Consider the following 23664-nt stretch of genomic DNA (forward strand, 5'->3'; position numbering starts at 1 on the left):
TACATGATTTATCTTATTTGTGGCATCACATCACTTTCCCTGTTTTACTTTTTCATCCAAATTTCGTCGCGGTAGCCCGCTATGGTGTTGTCGCTTGAAAAACGCCCGCTTGCAGCGGTATTTTTAATACTCATTTCTTGCCAACTATCTTGATCAAGATAGGTTTTTGCCACCAGCGCTTGTGCTTGGCAATAACTGTCAAAATCAGCGGCCGTCATCCATTGATCATTAGGGTCGATAATCGAGGCAATAATGCTGTCGAAAATCCCCGGTTCGACCAAATTAAAATGACCACTTTTTAACATATTCATCACCCCTTGAAAGGCTGGCGAATGTTCAATAATGTGCTGAGGTTGGTAATCCATACGAGCTTGCGTTACTTGACTAGCATTTAAGCCAAATAAGAAGAAGTTTTCATGGCCAACCTCTTCAAGCATTTCAATATTGGCGCCATCTAATGTGCCAATAGTCAAGGCACCATTCATCATGAATTTCATGTTGCCTGTACCTGAAGCTTCTTTACCCGCTGTTGATATTTGCTCAGATAAATCAGTGCCCGGACAAATTTTCTCCATCGCACTGACGTTGTAGTTAGGTATAAATGCCATGCGTAAATATGGCGTAACAAGAGGATCTGAATTCACCATATGGGCTACATTATTGGCCAACTTAATAATCTGTTTTGCCATGGCATATCCAGGGGCTGCTTTTCCACCAATTAACACGCAACGTGGCACCATATCCTGCGTGTCGCCATTAAGAATACGGCGATATAAATGGATAACATGTAGAATATTCATCAATTGGCGTTTGTATTCGTGAATACGCTTAACTTGCACATCGAACATCATCTTTGAATCAAATTCGACGCCACACTGCTGTTTCACAAATTGAGTTAATGATTGTTTATTCTCAAATTTTACCAGGGCCCATTCTTCAACAAATGCTTTGTCACTGATACAGTCATTTAGCCCCTTAAGGCGTGACAAATCCTTAATCCAATCATTGCCTAAACGACTGCAAATCAACGAAGATAATTTAGGGTTACAAAATGCTAGCCAACGTCTAGGGGTTACACCGTTAGTTTTGTTATTAAACTTGTTAGGCCATAATTGATAGAAGTTATTAAATAACCCCTCTTTGAGTAACTGAGTATGTAACCCTGCCACACCATTAACAGAGAAACTGGCAACGATGGCTAAGTAGGCCATACGAACTTGCTGTTCTCCGCCCTCTTCAATAATTGACATCTCAGTTAGCTTTTGAATGTCACCAGGCCAATGATGTGCCACCAACTCTAAATACCGTGCATTAATCTCAAAGATGATTTCGACAATACGAGGAAGCATATTTTTCATCATAGGAACTGACCAACGCTCTAATGCCTCTGGCAATAAAGTATGATTGGTATATGCCATCGACTGACTTGTAATTGCCCACGCTGCGTTCCAACTTAAGCCATATTGATCAAGCAACAATCGCATCAATTCAGGCACCGCAATGCTAGGATGAGTATCATTAAGCTGCATTACGTTAAGCTCACTGAAGTGGCTAAAATCTTCACCAAACTTGTTCACATAACGGATTAATAGGTCCTGTAAACTGGCTGAAGATAAAAAATATTGTTGCTTCAGCCGTAACTCTTTACCATTAACGCTAGCGTCATTGGGATACAACACCATGGTAATTTGTTCAGCCAAGTTTTTAGTCGCTACCGCTTCTGCATAATCACCTTCGTTAAACTCTGTTAAATCGAAATCATCATTGGCTTCCGCTTTCCACAAACGTAAGGTGTTAATACGATTATTTTTATAACCAGGAATAGGCATATCATATGGAATAGCTAATACTTTTTGAGTGTTAACCAAAACATGATGCCGATGTCCCTGCTTAAAAGAATGGGTTTCGGTATGGCCATAAAAAGGGACAGAAACAATATGATTAGAAATTCGGACTTCCCAGGGATTACCATTTCGTAACCAACGATCGGGTCGCTCTACCTGATAGCCATCTATTATTTTTTGTACAAACATGCCGTATTGATATCGGATACCATAACCTGTAACGGGTAAATCCAAACTAGCACAACTGTCGAGAAAACAAGCCGCTAAGCGTCCAAGTCCACCATTTCCTAACCCTGCATCATGCTCAACTTGTTCAATATGTTCTAAATTAGTGGCGTACTCTGTGAGTACTTGTTGAGCATCCTCGGTAATGTCTAAACTTAATAATGCATTGCCTAATGCTCGGCCCATCAGAAACTCTAATGACAAATAGGCCACTTGTTTTTGTTGATATTGATTATCCTTGAGCCGTGTTTGTCGCCAGTCATCAAGCATTTGTTCCTTAACGCTTTGTGCTAAGGCATTAAACAATTCATGTTTATCGTGATCGTCTCTACATAACTCGTAGCGCATATGTCTTGCTAATAAGGCTTTTAAGCTATCGCAAGGTTCTTCGTGAGAACAATCTTGTTCGTCTATTAATATCTCGGCAGTGACTTCAACTTTACTATTGGTTTTACTGATATTATCACTGGCGTTATCTTTCGCTGTGGTCATCAATTGCTCCTTGTAAACTCGGTATGGAATAGGATTAAACTACGACTCATTAAACTGACTTGCTGATCCTCATCCACTGAAGGCTCACTTTCTTGGGTATGTAATAAACAATGCCAATATCGAAGATGAGGTAATTGGGGCAGAGTAAAGGTATGTGCTAACTCGTCTGTATTAATCATCAATAACAATGCTTCTGTACTCTCAGCGACAGCGCCAACATCAGCATGAGCTAAATTTCCCGTTAAGATGACACTCAAAGTCCGGATTTGATACTCACCCCAATGGCATTTGTTCATCACCTCACCCTGGCGGTTAAACCACGCTAGACCATTATCGAATAGTGCTTCAGGTTTATGAATAAATGCTTGATGACATAACATAGGAAAGCGTTTACGTAAGGTGATCAACTGAGCGGTAAAATTCACCAATGACCAATCTATTTGTTGCCAATCGAACCAACCAATAGGATTGTCTTGGCAATAGGCATTGTTATTACCTTGCTGAGTTTGGCTAGATTCATCGCCGGCCAACAACATTGGCACCCCCTGAGACAGCAACAAACACGTTAATAAGTTACGTTTTTGTCGGCTGCGGATTGCATTAATATCGACATCGTCGCACTCACCTTCTATGCCGTAATTGCTGCTACAGTTTTCTTGATGACCATCGCGATTTTCTTCACCGTTGGCCAAGTTATGACGATCACGGTAACTGACCAAATCATGCAAACTAAAACCATCATGGCTAGTAATAAAATTGATGCTGGCGGCAGGGCCACGACCGTTATGTTCGAAAAAATCGCTTGAACCGTGGAACCGCTTGGCAAACTCAGGTGATAAACCACTGTCGCCACGCCAGAATTTGCGCATAGCATCTCTATAACGGTCATTCCACTCACTGAATGCCACTGGGTAATTGCCTAACTGATACCCCCCTGGGCCAATGTCCCACGGCTCAGCAATCAATTTGACTTTGCACAACACAGGATCTTGAGTGATGGCATCAAAAAAGCCACTTCCACGATCAAAACCATAAGCTTCTCGTCCAAGGCAACTGGCTAAATCAAATCTAAACCCATCCACTCCCATCACTTCTACCCAGTAGCGCAGCGAATCCATGACCAGCATCAGCACTTGGGGATGATTAAGGTTGAAAGTATTACCGCAGCCAGTATCGTTAATGTTGAAACGTTTTTCATTGGGTAATAACCGATAGTAGCTAGCATTATCGATACCACGAAAACTGAAAGTGGGTCCCAAATGGTTTCCTTCGGCGGTATGGTTAAAAACCACATCGAGGATCACTTCAATCCCAGCAAGATGAAGTGTAGAAACCATTCGTCTGAATTCGCCAATATCTCCCTCATCCGATAAATAAGCAGAATGTGGAGCCATAAAAGCAATGCTGTTGTAACCCCAGTAATTAGTCAGGCCTTTTTGCACCAAAAAGGGTTCATCAAAAAAGCCATGCACGGGTAACAACTCTATGCAGGTAATCCCTAAGTTTTGTAAATAGTCGATTATCGGTTGGCTAGCTAACCCAGCAAACGTCCCTTGTTGGGACAATTGAATATTGGGGTGCTGTTGAGTAAAACCCTTTACATGAGTCTCGAATATGATGCTTCTAGCGAGACTAATATTAAGGGGTGCAATTGGAATATCGTTTACAAATCGACTGTCTGACACCATACATTTGGGCATGTATGGTGCGCTGTCTTGAGTATCAAATGACAAATCTTCATTTAAGGCATCAATGTCATAACCATAAATCGCAGGGTGGTATGTCACTTCCCCGACTAATCTTTTGGCGTAAGGATCGAGCAGAAATTTATGATGATTAAAACGGTGCCCGAGTTCAGGCTGGTAAGGCCCAAAAACTCGATAGCCATAAAGCAGTCCCGCTTTAGCACCCGATAAGTGGCAATGCCAAATTTGTCGTGTTTGATGCTGCATAATGTATTGCGCTATTTCAACACAGCCTGTGGAGTCAAAAATACACAGCACTACTTTTGTTGCATGCGCCGAAAATAACGAAAAATTCACCCCGTTATCATCGAGTGTTGCCCCAAGTGGATAAGGATAACCGCTGGTCATATCCATATAACATGCCCTTGTAAAGTTGAAACCATTATTTCGTCACCCACTTATTGCGTAGGCTGATCTTGTACGTCTAGTTCTGGAACCCAAATACTGCAACCCAACGGTGGTACTGTGATAACAATACTGTGTGACATGCCCTGCCATGGAGTAGCCTGAGCTTCACAGGAATTATCATTGACGACATCACCGCCACCATAGTGGCGATGGTCGCTGTTGAGCAATTCGCGGTAGTTTTGCGCCGTGGGTACACCCACTCTGAAGCCGTAATAAACCTGTGGAGACATGTTGACCACAATCACGACATGTTGTTGCTTGTCCATTCCAAAACGACAAAACACCAAAATGTTATTGTCAGCATTGTTGCAGTCGAGCCATTGGAAACCGTCGCTATGATGATCGCGTTGATATAATGCAGGATATTGTTGATAGCATTGATTGAGATCGCGCACCCAATCTTGCACACCTTGATGTGGTGCATAGGTTAATAAATGCCAGTCTAGGCTCTGGTTATGGTTCCATTCGTTGCGCTGGGCAAATTCGTTACCCATAAACAATAATTTTTTGCCAGGATGAGTCCACATAAAGCCATAATAAGCACGTAATGTGGCGAACTTCTGCCAGTCATCACCCGGAATTTTATGCAGTAACGACCCCTTGCCGTGAACCACTTCATCGTGACTGAGTGACAAAATAAATTGTTCCGTAAAGGCATACACCAAGCTAAAAGTAAGTTCACCATGGTGATAACGCCTAAAAAGGGGATCGCAACTGATATATCGCAGAGTGTCGTTCATCCAGCCCATATTCCACTTAAAACCGAATCCTAAGCCATTATTGCTGGTGGCTTGCGTCACACCTGGCCATGCGGTGGACTCTTCAGCAATCATGTTAATGCCTGGGAAGCATTGGTACATGCGCGCATTTAATTCTTGTAGAAAGCTGATAGCTTCAAGGTTTTCACGGCCGCCAAATTTATTTGGGATCCATTGATCGGCTCTTCTGCTGTAATCGAGGTAAAGCATAGACGACACAGCATCAAGCCTTAAGCCATCAAAATGAAATTCATCTAACCAGTAATGGGCATTACTGTATAAAAAACTGCGTACTTCTGCGCGGCCATAATTATAAATTAGTGTGTCCCAATCCGGTTGTTCGCCTTTGCGGGGATCATCATGTTCATACAAGCAACTACCGTCAAATCGCACCAAGCCATGAGGATCGCGAGGAAAATGTGCTGGCACCCAATCGAGTAACACCGCAATGCCTTGCTGGTGGCATTCATCAATAAAAGCTCTAAGGCCATTGGCATCACCAAAGCGATACGTAGGGGCAAATAACCCTACGGGTTGATATCCCCAAGAGCCATCAAACGGATATTCACTGATTGGCATTAACTGTAAATGGGTAAAACCCATCTCTTTGATATAAGGCACTAACTCGGCAATTAACTGCGAGTAATCAGTATATTCCTGGCCGTCATCCCCCTTGCGTCGCCACGATGCTAATTGCACCTCATAGATAGACATAGGTTGTACGTGTGGCTGATGACTTACCCGATCTGCTAACCATTGACTATCTTGCCAGTCATAACGTTCGGCATGAGGGATTTTCGAGGCATTATGAGGTGATGGTTGCATGGCGACCGCGTAAGGATCGGACTTAATAACTTGATTGCCATGCATATCGCTAATGGCGTATTTATAGTGTTGTTCGGGCTCAACCTCAGCAATGAAAATATCCCACAGCCCACTGGCTGGATGGTGACGCAATATATGGCGCTTATTGTCCCATAAATTAAAATCACCCATCACCGCAACTTGCTTAGCATTAGGCGCCCAAACACAAAAATGAACCCCTTTCACACCGTGATGCTCGCGCCAATTAGCCCCCTGAAAATGGTATGTTTGCAACTGGCTTCCTTCGCCAAATAAATACACGTCATCAGGGTTGAGTAAGCTGTCAAATTGATATGGGTCGTTAATAAGTTGCTCACACAAGGGATATTGTACCCGTAATAAATAAGCGAAAGATTTCACTCTGCGGCCCATTTTACCGGCAAATAAACCGTGATCGTTCACTTGCTCAAGTGTTGCCACTTTACGTCCATCCTTAGCGCTCAACACATCAACACTGATCGCACCAGGTATTAAGCAACGGACAACCAGCGCTTTACCATCATTAACACTGTGCATGCCAAGCAGTGAAAACACATCTGTGTACTCACCATTTAATAAGGCTATTTCACTACCTTGTTGAAAATACGGGGTCGCTACAGTCATATTCAATGATCCATTAATAGGCAAGTTTATCGGATGACGATGTGTTTACTGTTCTTGTATTTACTGCACTTGTGTTAACTGCACTGGCTTGAGTTCGGGACTTTCGGGCTGATGCTATCGCTTCTAGACGTTGCTGTACTTTAGGGCTTTGGGACATTTGTTTGATTGAAAGGGGTAATCGACGCTGCCAATTAGGGAATGCTTTCCAGGTGCCGGGAATATTTACCCCATGTTTATCGGCGACTAAATCACTTAATTGCACACTAAACAGTTGTGCATTGCCATTTGCGGCAACACGTATCCAGGCCAATAACACACTGTCAAAATCTAATTGTTCAACCGATGTAATGGAGGTTGGTAGTTCAAATTCCTGTTCGCGGATAAGCAAGTCAATCAATTGCAGTTTCTCTTGCTGACGCTGGTCTATGGCCTGTTGTAATTTGTCATCGGTTTCAATCAATTCGAGCTGACGTCGTAGACGTAAGTCAGCACCAAACCACCACGCAGAAAGCGTTGGTACATCATGATTAGCCAGCATCATCAGGCTTTGACGCTTATAGTTTTGTGGTGATTTGAAGCGATTGTGGTCTTTACAAAAATAAAATAATTCATTGGATAAAATGCCTGCTTCCTGCAAACACGCCACAATTTCCGGTGGTACTATGCCTAAATCTTCGCCAATCACGATACAACGAGCGCGCTGACTTTCTAAACAAACAATGGCTAACAAGGTTTCTAACGGATAATAGACATAACAACCATTACCGAGTTCTTCATGTAGTGGCCACCACCACAAACGCAGTAATCCCATGACATGATCAATTCTCAATGCCCCACAACTTTGCATATTACTGCGAACCAACTGGATAAAATGACTATAATCATGCTGTTTTAATTTAACCGGATCGAATGGGGTTAAACCCCAATTTTGGCCATGTTCAGCAAAAGGATCTGGCGGTGCACCAATACTGGCGTTGTCACAAAACAAATCGGCATTGGCACTAATTTCGGCGCCATGACTCACCGCCCCGACAGCCAAATCACGAATAAGCCCAATACTCATACCACATTGTTTTGCATTCAACTGGCAAGCTTGTAATTGCTCATTAGCGACAAATTGTAGATACAAATAAAAGCCAACATCTTGAGTGAAATATTTAGATACCAATTCCACTTCAACGGTAACAAACTGCATCAGTGCAGCTTCATCATGTGCTAAAAACGCCTTATAGGCTTTGTACCGTGGCGTTTCGAGCTTGACGTGGTGAGAACAAAATATTTGATACATTTTCTCGAAGGCTGCGTATTTCAGGCTATGCACTTCATCGTAATTAATAAGATGCGCTTGATTCAGCACTAACCTTTTTTGCTGCCACTTCTGTGATAATAATTCCCCATTGAGGGCCTTATATTCATCAACGGCTTCAATTTGTATGTATAAAGGGTTTAATCGACGGCGGTCCGTTGGACTGTATGGACTAGGGTTATCTGGCTGGCTGATGTCTACAGCATGTAGTGGATTAAGAAGGATAAAATCCGCACCGGCATTGGCAGCATACTCTATAAGTTCAGCTAAATTGCCAAAATCACCAATGCCCCATTGCGCCTCATTACGTAAAGCATACAGTTGCGCATTAAGTCCCCATGATTCCTTATTGTTGTTAAATGGTTGCGCTGAACGACCTTGATAAGCCGAAGACGGTGCAACCATCAACTGTCCATGTAAGGTGTCTTTACGCTGAGGATCATGATTAAACGCTAAATCAACTTGGTGATAACCTAAATGCAATGTAGCGTTATCAAGCATTAAGCGATATTGGCAATAACGTTGATCATTAATATGATATTCGCCAGCAATAACACAATCACATACATTGGCACTCACCGAGATTGTGTCAATATTTTCACCGCTGATAGTCACCACAAACCCAGATGCATAATTCTCTGGCAGATAGACATCAACATGAGGCTTATCAATAGTACACCATTGAAAAGTATGTAGCGGAAGCAACCAAGGCTGTACATCGAGTAGCTCTATTCGTGCGTCTATCCTTGGTTGTGATAATTGCTGCTGAGTAAAATCCTGTACATCAAATGATTGCGGGTCGGACTCATCATGAAGATGTTCATGTTGATGAAACGATGATTGCAATAACATCGTGGTTAAAATCCCCTGCCTGTCCCTAGCGGGTATGTGAACAATATTACCGAAACAATCGATAAACTCTGCCCCAACGCCTTGCAAATATAGCAACTTCTCTAGTCCCATATTTGTCTCCCTCGCGATAATTAACTGCATTAATTCCAGCAGTTACCATGCCAGTTCATCATAACAAATTGAAGACAGATTAATGGCAATAAAATGACAACGATTACTAACTAAAAATCAGTGACTTACCAATCGATGTTGACATTCAAATGTTTACACACACAATCATTTTAGGACTATTAAATGCACGATAATCGGGCGCGCGTCACAAAATGGCGCAATTAAGCAATCAATGTCACTATTATTATTGTTACTCGGATTGTTGTGTAGACGGCTGATATCAAGTAGGAGCGGTTAATCGTGCAGCAAACAAATTACACAAACTATTGAGCATTCTGATAGGCTTATTAAATCGTTATCCAATGAGTTGCTGGGCGCTACTCATTGCAGGATGTTTATACCAATTCGATTAACTATCAGGTCATTCAGTGGGAATTCTGTGGCTTCTAGGTAAATAATAGGATTGCTAGGCATCGTTGTTCTGGGCAACTGCTGCTGCGTTGCTCTATCTCCTGCATCTGACCGCCATGGATGGTGGAAATGTCTTATTTTTATGGCAAAAAATAGACCATGTAATCGTACGTCAAAAGCATATTAAGCAGCATAGGAGGTGCAGAAACCCGCCCTTGAGAGCCACAGAGGCTTTCCATTTCTTTGTTGAATTGTTTTACAAGGAAACAACCATTCTTTCAACAATGCGTTTCAAACTGAAAAACTGAGTGACTCTGATTGAGCACATAATTAATCGAATAGGTATGACACCGAATAGGCTATTAATTGGATTTAAAAACATCAATGAATAAACACGAATTTACCTTACGCTATAATTTACATCGTCTGGGTTCAATCATCCCTTCTGCGCCCCCATCATACCTTGGCCGCAAAGCTGCGGTGTTAATCCCTGTTATTGAAATAGAGCAACAATTACATCTAATTTTAACCCTACGCCCAATGCATTTACGTCACCATCCAGGGCAAATTAGTTTTCCTGGCGGCAAAGTTGAGCCTGATGATATTAATGCCATCCACACTGCGTTGCGCGAAGCTCACGAAGAAATTGGCTTATTGTCAGAAAATGTTGATGTTTTAGGCGTGTTTCCAGCCCATAAAACCTTTACCGGTTTTGAGATCACCCCTGTCGTGGCGATGGTAAAGCAGCCATTTGAATTGGTGCTCGACCCCGGTGAAGTGGATGATTGTTTCTCAGTACCATTGAATTTTTTTATTGAGCGAAGTAACCGTCACAAAATATTTCATTATCGCCACGGCGAACATTATCAAGTTCACTTTATGCCATTTGAAGACAAATTTATTTGGGGAGTAACGGCAGCCATTATCGATTTGCTGTGTTATCACATAGAAGATAATTAATCACACCACACGCATGATGTAATACCCAATTGATGATTGAGATTGATAGTTGAAATAATCAACTTTTATCTATTCAGCTTAGTTCTATTGTTCCAAGCATCCACAGAGTGATGTTACACCACATAGCGAATATACAAACCTGCTGCGAGTGATACCAAAAACAACAACGGAATATTGACCCAAAAACCAATTCGAGTGGTGGCTTTTGCATAAAAGTTTACCAGCAGATTCAAAAAGCTAACCCCAGCACACCACCATATTAAATACTCTAATTTAATGGTTAACTCAGGATCCCAGTTTAATCGTACCGATGCACCTTTACTCAAAAAATAACCTACCGCGCGATCAGGTCTGGCTTCTCCAAAAATAATCAAAGCATAAATGGCTAAGCTCCAGCCTAATAACGACAAAACGGTCAATACAACCTGTATAATTCCTAAACGAGACATGGCCTTTCCTTGGTTTACGAGAGAATATAAAGGCTAATTAGCCATATATTTAACCGACTTACTCAAAAGTATCACATTAATCACCCTAGAATAGCGTTTTCAGCTTGAGAAAAGCCACCAGCAAGGTAAGATAAACCCCAATTTTATATTTATATTCGATACGTTGGAGAATAAAGCAACAATGAGCATTGCATCTGTCGCTTCTGTATTTAAAGGTGAACACGCCGTTGGTTCGCAAGTCACTGTCCGTGGCTGGGTAAGAACTCGTCGTGATTCAAAAGCGGGTATCTCTTTCTTGGCCGTGTATGACGGTTCATGTTTCGACCCTATTCAAGGTGTCTTGCCTAATAGCCTAGCCAATTACAATGACGATGTATTGAAATTGACTGCTGGCTGCTCTGTCGTAATGACGGGTGAAGTAGTTGCCTCTCCAGGCGCTGGTCAAGCATTTGAATTACAAGTCACTGAAATTGTGGTCACAGGTTTTGTTGACGATCCAGATACTTACCCAATGTCGGCCAAACGCCACTCTATTGAGCATTTACGTGAACTTGCCCATTTACGCCCACGTACCAACATTATTGGTGCCGTAGCTCGTGTACGTAACTGTTTATCGCAAGCGATTCACCGCTTCTATCATCAAGAAGGTTTTATCTGGGTATCTACCCCGTTAATTACGGCTTCTGACTGTGAAGGTGCTGGCGAAATGTTCCGTGTGTCTACTTTAGACATGGAAAATCTACCTCGCACAGCTGAAGGTAAAGTCGATTACGATAAAGATTTCTTCGGTAAAGAATCATTCTTAACCGTGTCGGGTCAGTTAAACGCTGAAACGTATGCTTGTGCATTATCTAAAGTATATACCTTTGGCCCAACGTTTCGTGCTGAAAACTCGAACACCACTCGCCACCTTGCAGAATTCTGGATGGTTGAGCCTGAAGTGGCATTCGCAACGTTAGATGATGCGGCTGAGTTAGCAGAAAAAATGCTTAAATTCGCGTTTAGCGCAGTGCTTGAAGAACGCATGGATGATTTAAACTTCTTTAACGAACGTGTTGATAAAACCGTTATCGAACGTTTACAAGCATTCGTAAGCAGTGATTTTGCTCAAGTGGATTACACTGATGCAGTTGAAATCCTTAAAAACTGTGGTAAGAAGTTTGAATTCGCAGTTGAATGGGGTATTGATTTACAATCTGAGCATGAACGCTACTTAGCTGAAGAGCATTTTAAAGCGCCTGTTGTAGTTAAGAACTACCCGAAAGACATTAAAGCTTTCTACATGCGCTTAAACGATGATGGTAAGACCGTTGCCGCAATGGACGTGTTAGCACCAGGTATTGGTGAAATTATCGGTGGCGCACAGCGTGAAGAGCGTTTAGACGTGTTAGATGCACGTTTAGCTGAAATGGATTTAAGCCAAGAAGATTACTGGTGGTATCGTGACCTACGTCGTTATGGCACCGTACCTCATTCAGGTTTTGGTTTAGGTTTTGAGCGTTTAGTGTCGTATGTGACTGGCGTTAACAACATTCGTGATGTTATCCCATTCCCACGCGCCCCACGCTCAGCCAGTTTCTAATTATCTCCATAAAATAGAACCATATCAACGCGCCAATTGGCGCGTTTTTTTATGAACAAAATTTATCTTGTTTGTTCAAAATGTATTATCTAGTTCACAGTTTCCATAATACATTCTGCCTAGAATTTCCAGCAATCAAATACTGCCAGTATCCAAGTCGGTCTGTTATCGCAACAGTAACGAGCTCAAATTGGTCAATTCAAGATAAATTAGCTGATATTGTATTGTCATTTTAAATAACATTTTCGGCCAGTTTTTCAGATTTTAATTGATAAACTGGCCATCTTTTTACCTTAAACTACACTTTTTCAGTCGGTTAACTATTTACAATGATCAGGTCGCGTAAATGTTTGACGTCATCACGCACTGCGGCAGCTTGCTCAAACTCTAGGTTTTTAGCATGTTCATGCATTTGTTTTTCCAGTTTATCAATTTGATGACTCAAGTCGGCAATACTGGTGTATTTCGCGCGTTCTTCTGCCACTTCAGCAAATTTAGAGTGATTTTTACGGGTACCTTTACTGAAGTTAGTATCACCCACATCCATTACATCGGTAATACTTTTCACTACTCCACGAGGCACAATACCCAGTTTAAGGTTGTGTTGATGCTGCTTTTCACGGCGACGCTCAGTTTCTCCCATGGCTTTAGCCATTGAGTTTGTTATTCGGTCCGCATACAGAATGACTTTACCGTTAACGTTACGAGCAGCGCGGCCGATGGTCTGAATAAGTGAGCGCTCTGAACGTAAAAAGCCTTCTTTGTCGGCATCTAAAATACACACTAATGACACTTCAGGTAGATCTAAACCTTCACGTAATAAGTTAATGCCAATCAGTACGTCAAAACGCCCCAAGCGTAAATCACGAATAATTTCTACGCGCTCAACAGTATCAATATCCGAATGTAAATAACGAACTTTAACCCCATGTTCATCAAGGTATTCACTCAGATCTTCAGACATCCGTTTGGTTAATGTAGTTACCAGCACACGTTCATTAACCGCCACGCGTTTGTGGATCTCAGACAACAAATCGTCAACTTGAATGCCCACGGGCCGAACTTCCAGCACAGGATCGAGTAACCCAGTTGGCCTTACCACCTGCTCTGCTATCTCGCCGGTACTTTTTTCAAGCTCATATAAGCTGGGTGTTGCTGAAACAAAAATAGTTTGCGGCATCAACCGTTCAAACTCCTCAAACATTAACGGCCGGTTATCCAATGCTGATGGTAATCGAAACCCATACTCCACTAAGTTCATTTTCCGGCTTCTATCGCCTTTGTACATCGCCCCTATTTGCGGTACTGTCACATGTGACTCATCAATAATCAGCAAACCATCGGCAGGTAAGTAATCTAATAATGTTGGTGGCCCATCTCCAGAGGATCTGCCTGATAAATATCGAGAGTAGTTTTCAATCCCTGAGCAATATCCTAGCTCGACCATCATTTCAATGTCGTATTGAACGCGCTCGGTGATCCGTTGAGCTTCAATTAATTTGTTGTTATCGAGTAAATATTGACGACGTTCTCTGAGTTCTTCTTTGATCTCTTCAGTTGCCGCTAATATTTTCTCTCTTGGCGTTACATAATGCGTTTTGGGATAAATGGTGGCGCGTGCTATTCGTTTGTTAATCTGCCCGGTCAAAGGATCAAATTCACTTAAGCGTTCTATTTCGTCGTCAAATAATTCTATTCGAATAGCTTCGCGTTCAGATTCTGCCGGAAAAATGTCTATCACTTCACCGCGAACACGATATGTTCCGCGTTGTAACTCAATATCATTACGTTTGTATTGTAATTCACTAAGCCGAATGAGGATGTCACGTTGGCCCATAAAATCACCTTGGCGCAAATGCAATAACATCTTCATATAAGAATCTGGATCGCCCAAACCATATATGGCAGACACTGAGGCAATAAGCACCACATCTTTACGCTCTAATAGCGCTTTAGTGGCCGATAAACGCATTTGTTCGATATGGGCATTCACCGATGCATCTTTTTCTATAAAGGTATTAGAAGCGGGTACATAAGCTTCTGGTTGATAGTAATCATAATAAGAAACAAAGTATTCAACCGCGTTATGCGGAAAAAATTCTTTCATCTCACCATAAAGTTGCGCAGCAAGTGTTTTGTTGGGCGCCATAATGATAGTTGGCCTGCCCATTTGCTTAATCACATTCGCGATAGTGTAAGTTTTACCTGACCCTGTTACGCCTAATAACGTTTGGCTAGCAACGCCAGATTCTAAGCCATCTACTAATTTTTTTATCGCTGTAGGTTGATCGCCGGCGGGTTCGAATTTGGACTCAAGGGAAAATACTGACTCTGACACAACATGATTTCCTATTCTATTTAACCATTTATCATATACCTAAACACAGGTTAATGGCGATACATAATAGCACTGAACATCTTCTGACCTAGTTTAAAATAATGACTCTATTGGTGAAAAAAATACATCACATTTTTTAATTTCGACCGGCTTTATTCAGATCAACATCCGTCACTTAGTTCATCAATATGACAACAAAATGATCGTAATATGAAAGTTATCAACAAATCGATTAGATCAGTATACAAGGCCATAAATGCGCTAAAAACCGAGCTTAAACCACAATTTAATACACAATCGGCTATCCAAAGAGATTACAATTTTGCATTTGAGAGAACAGTGAATAAATAAAGTAGTTGATTTTAGTATCTAACTGATAATAAACAACTTAACTTATCGCTAAATAATTGTACCAATTTAAGTCCAACTCAAGCACTACAAGGGTTAGCAGCTCATTTACAGTAGAAGTCCACAAGTTTATCCACAGATTTAGTGGATAAGTCACTAAAGCCCAATACTACTGCGGGGTAGCGCCAGAGTGAGTTTCATAAAAACGTAAGAAAGTTGTGATGAAATTTAATTACATTTGCGCATTAATACGAAAGATAGCGACAATAGTTCAGCTATTATTTTAAAATTGTTGTCAGCTCATATTTTAGCAACGCATTGAGGACCGATCAACTTGGCGATCTTTGACCAATTACCCTACACATTCAACTCCCCCGTATCGCTAAACATCATTGACTAACTACACACTCCGTCTCATCGATAATATCCATACTCAAACAGTTATCTTTCAGTCACAACTTCGTATGTAGTCGTAGCAGTACAATAGTATTCATCCCGTATGTGACGATAGATGAGTAATGTCACCAGTAATAGCCGTGTAATCTCATCAACAAAAACAATGTAATACTCGGTGACGAAGCTTACTAGCTAAATGTATCCATTCCTTCACTAACTAAAATATCATTAACGTACCTTTCCTTAAGAAACCGTCGATAACAACATCTATCAAGCTTCATCAAATCAATCCCTGTTCAGGAAAATAAAACAATTATCAAATAGCAAGGTATGCGGCTATCAGTTTGTTTAAAACGACATTGGGTTGCAATAAGGCCCTTGCTCGCATTTAAATTCGGCTTAATAAGTACCAACAATTGGTAAGTTGATATTACTGACTAGTCATTAATCCGATTTACTCTATCTCCCTAGACCAAGTTGTACTGATAAAGTGTTAAGTTCCAAAATAAAATCACATCGAGCTACAGCGGATGAACCTACAAACGCAAAAATTGACACCAAAAACATGATATGCGCAAAATATTGCCGTTAAAATCATGAAAACGAATGTTTAGAGTAAGTGATTCATTTTGTTTTCATTGTTTAAAAATCGACACAAATGCCCAAAAGTCGTTCACGATGTGTGTTTGGTAACCAATTAGTCACATAAATGCGTTTTTTTTTATAACTCGAGTTGACTCAGTTACCAGAGCGTTTTACTATGCGCTCCGTTCTCAGCAATACATTGCTAAAAACGTTTCCCCAGTAGTTCAGTTGGTAGAACGGCGGACTGTTAATCCGTATGTCACTGGTTCGAGTCCAGTCTGGGGAGCCAATTTAGTGTTAAGAGTTGAGAAGTAAGCGTAATTCCCCAATAGTTCAGTTGGTAGAACGGCGGACTGTTAATCCGTATGTCACTGGTTCGAGTCCAGTTTGGGGAGCCAACGTTTACCGTTATCGAAATAATTCCCCAATAGTTCAGTTGGTAGAACGGCGGACTGTTAATCCGTATGTCACTGGTTCAAGTCCAGTTTGGGGAGCCATCGAGATAACACATTTGAAATATTACGCTTCCCCAATAGTTCAGTTGGTAGAACGGCGGACTGTTAATCCGTATGTCACTGGTTCGAGTCCAGTTTGGGGAGCCATTTCAACATAAGTGTCAATAGTAATAATACGTTTCCCCAGTAGTTCAGTTGGTAGAACGGCGGACTGTTAATCCGTATGTCACTGGTTCGAGTCCAGTCTGGGGAGCCATTATTAAACGCAACATTATCCACAATAATCCCGCAACATTCCCTACTAAAGCACAAAACAGCCTAACCTACCCTATAATTTCAATATCTTAATCAATAGTTTAATTTACCGTCTCTGTAACCGTTAATTTAACGGTATTGATTAGTACTATATTGCTAGTTTTTCTATTATTAATAATACCTTAGATTAGTAATTATTTATTCTCATTTCTGCTATAATGATATTGGTTATTATATAAACTATTCAAAGCATTATTATTTAAAGCATTATTATTTAAAGCATTATTATTTAAAGCATTATATTATTGGCTAGACAACACGGTCGAACATCTATTGCACAATATCTGTGCAAGGCCGAGAAAGTTTAGCCACACACTCATGGGAATGGTTGTTTTATGGGCTTATCGAAATCCTTTCAGCTTGTCCTTTTTATCGTTTTCGGTTTATTAATTTACCGAATTTACACGGTGGAAAACAACGAAGTACAAGAACAAGGTGAAATAGCACGTGCTAATTACCAGCAATATGTGCAAACCATAGATCAATGGCATGGTAGTGGAGAAGCGCTATACCAACGTATGTCTAAAGTGTTTTCTTTTCAATTTTTCCAATATATCCATAATACTGACAGCAATGAAAATTTTACTCATGGCAGCTTACTTCGTCCTGCTGACGATTTTGCCAGCGAGATTTTTAATGTTGAATTAGGTCATGTGCAAGATTTTCCTGACGGGCGCTTACAAGTTAGATTAGACACTGCGAGTGTGTTGTCACCTAGTTTTAATGACTTAGAACAAACGGCAACATTATTGATTACCGCTTATATCGCTTTGATGTTGTTATTTGCAGTGTTAATGCAATTACATCGTAAAAGAATTAACTATGCCGCCGAATACATTACTCATATTCCAGACTTATCATTCCTAGCCATTGAAAAATCTCGCTTCCCAGGGGTGCTACACCCCATCGGCAAAGCATTAGAAATATGTCGTAGTCAATTAAAACTCAGTCTAGATCGCGTACGCAAAGAAAATGAACAATTAACTAAAGCGGCTTATCAAGATCCCGTGAGTGGCTTTTCTACTCGACAACGCTTTACACAACATATTGAAGCCATTAGCAAAAAAGATAAGCAACAGTATGGTGTTCTGGTTGTTATTAAGGCCGCAGAACTGGCAACGATTAACGAACTTCATGGCCGTGCTGCTGGTGATGATTATTTAGCTAAACTGGCTACTTGTATTCGAAAATCAGTTACAAACCTCGGATTGAGTGAATGTTTTCGGGTATCTAGCGGTGATTTTGCTGTTTTCATTGAAAGTATTACTCTTAAAGAGGGTGAACGATTTTTAGAGCAACTTAAGCGCCATCTTGATGAATATGCTCAAAGCACAAAAAGTGACTCTGTTGCACATGCCGGTATGGTTCCGTACGAACAAGGAATTGAACCAGTAGCATTGATGACTTTAGCTGATACAGCCGTCAGCGTGGCACAAACACTAGGACCCAATCGCTACTATCAATTGGAAAAATTATCCGCTAATGAGCAATTCGGTAATGACCATTGGAAAGTCACCATTGACGACTTGATTAACCGTCGAAGTATCAAATTCTATCAACAACCTATTCAGCCCTGTAATAATGACACCGAAGTTTACCGTGAGCTTTTGGCTCGGTTTTATAACTCCGAAGGTGAACATTTACCCACAACCACAGTGATTGCAATGGCTGAGCGTTATGGAATGAGTGTAGAACTCGATAAAATGATAGTCACTCAAACCATTAAAGTGTTAAGTGAAAATCCGAGTATTTCAGGAAAAATGGGGGTGAATATTAGTGCATCCTCAGCACTACAAGACAGTTTTACCGTGTGGTTGAAGGATATATTATCTAAACACCGTGGTACTGCTGCCCGCTTAGTATTTGAACTCAATGAGTCTGGAATGCAAGCTAACTTAGAGTCTAGCCATAAATTTGTTACTGAGATCCATAAAGTTGGCGCTAAAGTCGCTGTCGAACGCTTTGGTTTAGGTTTTACCTCATTTAAATTTTTCCGCGAGGTCCGTCCTGACTTTATCAAATTGGACAGCAGTTATAGTGATAATATTGAACAGGATAACAACAATAAATTCTTTATACGGATGATTGTTGATATCGCTAAACGCATCAGTATTCGTGTCATTGCCACCGGAGTTGAAAAACAAGATGAAAAGCTTGTCCTAGAAAAACTATTAGTGGATGGTCTACAGGGATATTATATTGCTAAACCTGAAGCATTGTTAATTAAACAGTAAAAAAGTCGTTAATAGACGGTAAAAATAGCCATTTTATTCCAAGGTTAAACATTTTATGTTTAACCTTATTTTTTATCCGTTGTTTATCGGCGCCAAACCTAAGATAATACTGGGATCTATTGGTCAAAAAATTGTAGCAATGTCAGAGTATCTTCTCCTGTTGATCGGCACAGTGCTGGTGAATAACTTCGTTCTGGTAAAATTCTTAGGTCTATGCCCTTTTATGGGGGTGTCGAGCAAATTGGCGTCAGCAATTGGCATGTCGATGGCAACCACGTTTGTGTTGACCCTGGCCTCTATTCTGAGTTATCTCACCAATGAATTTCTACTGCAACCATTTGACCTCAACTACTTACGTACAATGAGCTTTATTTTGGTTATTGCAGTCGTAGTGCAATTTACTGAGATGGTTGTGCAAAAGACTAGTGCATCTTTACATCGTGCTTTGGGCATTTACTTGCCGCTGATCACGACTAACTGCGCGGTATTAGGTGTAGCTTTACTTAACGTCAATGAAGACCATAACTTTATTCAATCTGCTATTTATGGTTTTGGTGCGGCGGTTGGATTCTCCTTAGTATTAATTTTATTTTCGGCCATGCGTGAGCGATTAGCCGCTGCAGATGTGCCCTTACCTTTTAAAGGTGGCGCTATTGCCATGATCACTGCCGGTTTAATGTCATTAGCCTTTATGGGATTTGCGGGGCTAGTTAACTAATGATATCGAGTATATTGATTGCTGTTGCTGTATTAAGCGTTTTAGCATTAGTGTTTGGCGTCATTTTAGGTTTTGCCTCAAAGAAATTCAAAGTTGAAGGAAATCCTATTATTGATCAAGTTGAAACCCTGTTACCGCAAACTCAATGCGGCCAGTGTGGTTACCCAGGTTGCCGCCCTTATGCTGAGGCAATAGCGAATGGCGATAAAATCAATAAATGCCCTCCAGGTGGTACTGCTACCATGGAAAAGATTGCTGAGCTTATGGGGGTTGAACCTGAAGCATTAGGCGAAGAGGCGCAAGCCAGTGTAAAAAAAGTCGCTTACATCCGTGAAGATGAATGTATTGGTTGTACCAAATGTATTCAAGCCTGTCCGGTTGATGCTATTTTAGGCGCCGGTAAATTAATGCACACCGTTATTGCCAAAGATTGTACTGGCTGTGACTTATGTGTTGAGCCTTGTCCTGTCGATTGTATTGATATGATCCCAGTTGAAACCACAATACAAAATTGGGATTGGAAGTTACGTGCTATCCCTGTCAACGTGATTAATCCTGAGCAAGAGGACAAACGGTGCTAACGTTATTAGAGCAATTAGATAAAGGTACTTTGTGGCGCTCTCCTGGCGGGATCCATCCACCTGAACTTAAATCACTTTCCAATCAAAGCACCATCGCATCTTTGCCACTGCAATCGCGATTTGTGATACCGGTTCCTCTTGTTGGTCAACAAGCGACCTTGAGTGTCAAGGTCGGCGACTCGGTCTTAAAAGGACAACCACTCACTGAAGGTGCTGGTTTTATTTATTTACCCGTTCATGCTCCTACTTCAGGGACCGTTGTCGCGATTGAGCAACATGGTAGCAACCATGCCTCATCATTGCCCGTGTTGAGTTGCATTATCGAAGCTGATGGTCTTGATACTTGGTGTGAACTTACCTCAAGTAAAATTGAACAACTGTCCAAAGCCGATATTTTAGCCAAAATAAAGCAAGCAGGTATTGCAGGAATGGGCGGCGCGGCGTTTCCAAGCCATGTCAAACTCAATCCAGCGAGTGAAATCGATTTAGTCATTATTAATGGAGTAGAGTGCGAACCCTACATTAGTGCTGACGATCGATTAATGCGTGAATTCAGTGATGAAATATTAACGGGTATTAGTATTATTCATCATTTGCTTAACCCACAGCGTATTATCATCGCTATTGAAGATAATAAACCTGAAGCGGCCCGAGCAATAGAGTCTGCTATTCGTCGCAGTTCATTGCCTAACGACATGATCCGTGTCACCGTTATTCCGACTAAGTACCCTTCTGGTGGCGAAAAGCAACTTATTCAAATTATTACTGGCAAAGAAGTACCCAGTGGCGCCATTCCTGCTCAACTTGGTATTGTGGTGCATAACGTCGGCACAGCCTATGCCATTCAAGAAGCGGTATTACAAGGCAAACCACTCATTGAACGAGTGGTGACGTTAACCGGTGAATCCATCGGTAAACCCGGAAACTATTGGCTTAGAATAGGCACAACAGTTGAAGATGCCCTTAGTCAAGTCAGCTTCCAGCCAGAAAGTTCACAAAAAGTTATCGTTGGCGGCCCCATGATGGGATTCGCATTAGCCGATCTTAATGTACCTATATTAAAAGGCACCAACTGTTTATTAACACCAAGCCAAGCAGAAATAGCCCCAGATCCAGATGAAAAAGCCTGCATTCGTTGTGGTGAGTGTGCAGTCGCTTGCCCCGCATTATTATTACCGCAACAACTATTCTGGCACGCAAAAGCCGAAGAATACGACAAAGCTGCTAGTTTCAATTTAAAAGATTGTATTGAATGCGGTTGTTGCAGCTACGTATGCCCAAGTGACATTCCTTTAGTTGAATATTATCGTGTCGCAAAATCAGCATTGAAAAATGCTGCTGAAGAAAAGCTACAAGCTGAACAAGCAAAAATTCGCTTCGAAACACGCTTGCAACGACTTGAAGATGAAAAAAATGCTCGCGAAGAAAAGTCAAAACAAGCAGCCGCTAAACGTCAAGCGAATATGAAATCCGGTGATAAAGATGCGGTAGCGGCTGCAATGGCACGCATCGCTGCTAAAAAAGCACAAGCAGCAGAAGGCATCACTGCTGATCCTGCGGCAACAACACCTGATACCACTACAACAAAAGCAGCAATAGACGCTACCAGCGCGAAGAAAACAGCGGTTAATGCTGCGATTGAACGCGCGAAAGCTAAAAAAGCCGCCTTGGCTACTCAGTCTCAGAAAGATAATCAAAGTGATGTTGCTACGGTAACAACTGATATGCCTGTCGACACCATCGATCGCGCCAATGACAAAAAAGCACAAATTGCAGCTGCCATTGCCAGAGCTAAAGCCAAGAAAGCGGCATTAGCTAGTGATTCTAGCGCGACAAATGACGTAGACGGCGTTCAGACTCGCGATACGGTAAACGAAGTGAACCCAGCAATCGAAATGGATACAACAATTGCAGCAATCCCAGTTGATGACAAAAAGGCTAGAATTGCTGCCGCGGTTGCTAAAGCGAAAGCCAAGAAACTCGCTAACAGTGCTAAGCAAGAGGAACTATAACTATGGCATTTAAAATTGCCTCATCTCCACATGTCAGCACAACGTTACACACCAATACGGTAATGAAGCGTGTGGCGCTATGCCTTATTCCAGGTATTGCAGTACAAAGCTATTATTTTGGTTATGGCACGTTAGTTCAATTATTACTCGCAATTACGGTGGCTTATTTAGCGGAAGCGGCGGTAATGAAACTACGCAATAGAAATATTACCGCCACCTTAAAGGATAACAGCGCATTGGTTACCGCAAGCTTACTTGCGGTTGCAATCCCGCCATTAGCGCCTTGGTGGTTAATTGTCATAGGAACATTATTTGCTATCGTTATTGTTAAACAACTTTACGGTGGGTTGGGTAATAATGTCTTTAATCCGGCTATGGCCGCTTACGTCCTGTTACTGATTTCATTTCCGGTACAAATGACGTCTTGGGTTGCCCCTCAAACCTTAACGGTCAATTACGCTGATATGTTGCATACCTTCAACAGTATTTTTCAATTAAATGCAGGTTATGCAGCAGATTTTTTCCATTTGGCGATTGATGGCACCACCATGGCAACGCCGCTAGACACATTAAAAACAGACCTTTCTATGGGGCTTACCACAACAGAAAGTATGACTAAAACCATCTTCTCTGGCAGTGTTGGCGAAGGTTGGTTTTGGGTCAATATGGCCTATCTTGTGGGTGGCCTGGTGATGCTAAAGCTTAAGGTGATACGCTGGCACATTAGCGGCGCTATTGTGCTGACATTATTTGTCTGTGCCAGTATTGGTTTTTTGATAAGCCCAGATACCTTCGTTAGCCCGATAATGCATTTATTTTCGGGAGGAACCATGCTGGCGGCATTTTTCATAGCCACAGATCCCGTTACCGCTGCAACAAGCCCTAGAGGTCGACTTATTTTTGGTGCCATGATCGGCTTACTCATATACTTAATACGAACATTTGGTGGCTATCCTGATGCTGTCGCATTCGCGGTGTTATTAGCCAATATGTGCGCACCATTTATTGATTATTATGTGCGCCCACGCAGTTATGGTCATCGAGTAGGAAATTAATAATGTCTATTTTAACA

Annotated in this window: 13 protein-coding genes and 5 tRNA genes; 12 read left to right on the forward strand and 6 right to left on the reverse strand. The window is 41.5% G+C overall.

Annotation, left to right across the window (positions count from 1 at the left end; translation table 11 throughout):
* Window positions 1-44 precede the first annotated feature (44 nt).
* The 4 genes from EGC86_RS11050 to malQ are packed head-to-tail and all read right to left on the reverse strand — an operon-like array spanning window position 45 to window position 9208.
* Window positions 45-2561, reverse strand: coding sequence for a glycogen/starch/alpha-glucan phosphorylase (locus EGC86_RS11050; protein WP_123777606.1), 2517 nt, complete (start codon window positions 2559-2561; stop codon window positions 45-47).
* Complete coding sequence (gene glgX / locus EGC86_RS11055) at window positions 2561-4660, reverse strand: glycogen debranching protein GlgX (protein WP_123777607.1); 2100 nt, start codon at window positions 4658-4660, stop codon at window positions 2561-2563. Before glgX ends, EGC86_RS11050 begins: the two co-directional genes overlap by 1 nt.
* Before the next feature lie 44 nt (window positions 4661-4704).
* On the reverse strand, window positions 4705-6939 hold the full coding sequence (glgB, locus tag EGC86_RS11060; protein ID WP_123777608.1) for a 1,4-alpha-glucan branching protein GlgB: 2235 nt from the start codon (window positions 6937-6939) through the stop codon (window positions 4705-4707).
* Between the two features lie 13 nt (window positions 6940-6952).
* Entirely contained in the window at window positions 6953-9208 is a 2256-nt protein-coding gene (gene malQ, locus EGC86_RS11065) for a 4-alpha-glucanotransferase (protein ID WP_123777609.1), read from the reverse strand.
* A 795-nt stretch (window positions 9209-10003) separates the two neighbouring features.
* Between malQ and EGC86_RS11070 the strand changes: the two genes are divergently transcribed.
* Window positions 10004-10579, forward strand: a complete 576-nt coding sequence (locus tag EGC86_RS11070; RefSeq protein WP_123777610.1) for a CoA pyrophosphatase — start codon at window positions 10004-10006, stop codon at window positions 10577-10579.
* A gap of 113 nt (window positions 10580-10692) precedes the next feature.
* Here the strand turns inward: EGC86_RS11070 and EGC86_RS11075 are convergent, their stop codons facing one another.
* The gene (locus EGC86_RS11075) at window positions 10693-11028 is read right to left on the reverse strand and encodes a hypothetical protein (RefSeq protein WP_011637624.1); all 336 of its coding nucleotides are present in this window, start codon (window positions 11026-11028) and stop codon (window positions 10693-10695) included.
* Window positions 11029-11209: 181 nt separating this feature from the next.
* Between EGC86_RS11075 and asnS the strand changes: the two genes are divergently transcribed.
* A complete protein-coding gene (gene asnS / locus EGC86_RS11080; protein WP_011637625.1) occupies window positions 11210-12610 on the forward strand; it encodes an asparagine--tRNA ligase in 1401 nt (466 codons plus the stop codon).
* A 316-nt stretch (window positions 12611-12926) separates the two neighbouring features.
* On the opposite strand, the gene uvrB is transcribed toward asnS, so the two are convergent.
* Window positions 12927-14948 (reverse strand): excinuclease ABC subunit UvrB, encoded by a 2022-nt coding sequence (gene uvrB / locus EGC86_RS11085; protein WP_011637626.1) that lies wholly within the window; start codon window positions 14946-14948, stop codon window positions 12927-12929.
* A gap of 1542 nt (window positions 14949-16490) precedes the next feature.
* Between uvrB and EGC86_RS11090 the strand changes: the two genes are divergently transcribed.
* The 10 genes from EGC86_RS11090 (at window position 16491) to rsxD (ending at window position 23647) form a co-directional block, all read left to right on the forward strand.
* A tRNA-Asn gene (locus EGC86_RS11090) sits at window positions 16491-16566 on the forward strand.
* A 33-nt stretch (window positions 16567-16599) separates the two neighbouring features.
* Window positions 16600-16675: transfer RNA gene (locus EGC86_RS11095), tRNA-Asn, on the forward strand.
* Between the two features lie 23 nt (window positions 16676-16698).
* Window positions 16699-16774, forward strand: a tRNA-Asn gene (locus EGC86_RS11100).
* A 29-nt stretch (window positions 16775-16803) separates the two neighbouring features.
* Window positions 16804-16879: transfer RNA gene (locus tag EGC86_RS11105), tRNA-Asn, on the forward strand.
* A gap of 33 nt (window positions 16880-16912) precedes the next feature.
* Window positions 16913-16988 (forward strand) — tRNA-Asn (locus EGC86_RS11110).
* Window positions 16989-17382: 394 nt separating this feature from the next.
* Window positions 17383-19281, forward strand: coding sequence for an EAL domain-containing protein (locus tag EGC86_RS11115; RefSeq protein ID WP_011637627.1), 1899 nt, complete (start codon window positions 17383-17385; stop codon window positions 19279-19281).
* Window positions 19282-19420: 139 nt separating this feature from the next.
* On the forward strand, window positions 19421-19999 hold the full coding sequence (gene rsxA, locus EGC86_RS11120; RefSeq protein ID WP_041413578.1) for an electron transport complex subunit RsxA: 579 nt from the start codon (window positions 19421-19423) through the stop codon (window positions 19997-19999).
* 2 nt (window positions 20000-20001) lie between these two features.
* Complete coding sequence (gene rsxB / locus EGC86_RS11125; RefSeq protein WP_041413579.1) at window positions 20002-20580, forward strand: electron transport complex subunit RsxB; 579 nt, start codon at window positions 20002-20004, stop codon at window positions 20578-20580.
* A complete protein-coding gene (gene rsxC, locus EGC86_RS11130) occupies window positions 20574-22592 on the forward strand; it encodes an electron transport complex subunit RsxC (protein ID WP_123777611.1) in 2019 nt (672 codons plus the stop codon). The genes rsxB and rsxC overlap by 7 nt, the downstream gene beginning before the upstream one ends.
* Window positions 22593-22594: 2 nt before the next feature.
* Window positions 22595-23647, forward strand: coding sequence for an electron transport complex subunit RsxD (gene rsxD, locus EGC86_RS11135; RefSeq protein WP_123777612.1), 1053 nt, complete (start codon window positions 22595-22597; stop codon window positions 23645-23647).
* Window positions 23648-23664: the final 17 nt, after the last annotated feature.

Source organism: Shewanella frigidimarina, from assembly GCF_003797125.1.
Classification (GTDB): Bacteria; Pseudomonadota; Gammaproteobacteria; order Enterobacterales; family Shewanellaceae; genus Shewanella; species Shewanella frigidimarina.